Origin of the sequence: Protofrankia symbiont of Coriaria myrtifolia, from assembly GCF_900634755.1 — a bacterium.
Taxonomy (GTDB): Bacteria; Actinomycetota; Actinomycetes; order Frankiales; family Frankiaceae; genus Protofrankia; species Protofrankia coriariae.
Genome location: NZ_CAAAFS010000305.1, coordinates 1 through 1,593, shown reverse-complemented (window position 1 = coordinate 1,593; position 1,593 = coordinate 1). Strand labels below are relative to the sequence as shown.

1 protein-coding gene is annotated in these 1,593 nt (G+C 73.1%); it reads left to right on the top strand.

The features are described 5' to 3' along the window. Nucleotides 1-595 precede the first annotated feature (595 nt). The coding region (locus CM1CMNOD_RS17210; protein WP_131774086.1) for an NAD(P)H-dependent glycerol-3-phosphate dehydrogenase at nt 596-1,593 on the top strand (998 nt) is incomplete at its 3' end.

Here is a 1,593-nt window from a genome sequence, read left to right as displayed (position 1 = left end):
GCGTCCTGGGCCATCGCGAGCGCGAGGGCCGCCCGGTCCGGACGGGCGAGCCGGCTCTTGGCGGTTGCCAGCGGTTTGACCGGTACGACAACGACCCAACCGGTCATGTGGATGGCGGCTTCATGCGGGTGGCGGCTCCGGTGGCGCCGGTGTCACACACCGGCTCGTGTCCGCAGCGACTCTATGGCACGCCGACTCTATGGCACGCCGACTCTATGGCACGCCGGCTGTCGGCACGTGCCACCCGGGCCGTCCTGCCGCACCGGTTGGGACACGATCTGTGCGGACGCCGGTGCCTTCTCGACAGTCTTTGCGTGACTGAGCAAGACTCCTGCGACGTGAAGCGAGCTGAACGTGCCGGTGTCGGGGTGATGTCGACGGCGGCCGTCAGCGCGCCGTACCGGATGCGCGCACGGCCGGGCCGCCGCCGGCCGTGCCACGAGCGGCCGGGCGGGCGCCGGCCAGGTCACGCCCGATCCGGCAGCCTTCAGACCAGCAGCCTTCGGCCTGGTCGTCTTCGGTCCGGCGATCCGCGGCCGGTGGCCGGCCGTGGTGGATCCCCGGCCGCGCGGACCGCTGCCGGCAGGCGGTCCGGATGAGGCGGGCGGCTGTTCTCTGCGCCGGGTCCTGGGGGACCGTCTTCGCCAAGGTGCTCGCGGACGCCGGAGCCGGGGTCACGCTGCTGGCGCGCGAGCCTGACGTGGTCACGTCGATCAACCGCTGCCACACCAACCCCCGCTACCTGCCCGGCCTGACGCTGCCGGACCGACTTGACGCCACGCTCGAGGCCGCCGAGGCGCTGCGCGGGGCCGAGTTGGTCGTCATCGCCGTGCCGTCGCAGGTGCTGCGGGCCTGCCTGGCGCGGTGGGCCCCGCTGGTGGAGCCGTCCGCGGTGTACGTGAGCCTGATGAAGGGCATCGAGTTGGGCTCCCAGCTGCGGATGAGCGAGGTGATCCAGGAGGTCACCGGGGCGGCCCCGGAGCGGATCGCCGTGGTCAGCGGCCCGAACCTGGCCCGGGAGATCGCGGCCGAGCAGCCGGCCGCCACCGTCGTCGCCAGCGTCAGCGATCGGGTGGCCAGGGCGGTCCAGGCAGCCTGCTGGACGCCCTACCTCCGCCCGTACACGAACCCGGACGTGATCGGCTGTGAGCTCGCCGGCGCCGTCAAGAACGTGATCGCGCTGGCCGCCGGGATGGTCGAGGGCATGGGGTTCGGCACCAACACGATCGCCTCCCTGATCACCCGGGGGCTGGCCGAGACGACCCGGCTCGGTGTGGCGCTCGGCGCCGACCCGTTGACCTTCGCCGGGCTCGCCGGCATGGGCGATCTGGTGGCCACCTGCTCGTCTCCGCTGTCCCGCAACCGCACCTTCGGGGAGAAGCTCGGCCGGGGCGTGCCGCTCGCCCAGGCCAACGCCCAGCAGCACCAGGTCGCCGAGGGCGTCCGCTCCTGCCGTCCCGTCCTGGACCTGGCCCGCTCCCTGGACGTCCAGATGCCGATCACCGAGCAGGTGGAGCGGGTCATCCACGAGGGCCTGGCCCCGCTGGACGCGGTCAAGGAACTGATGAGCCGGGAGCCCGGCCCCGAGTACCG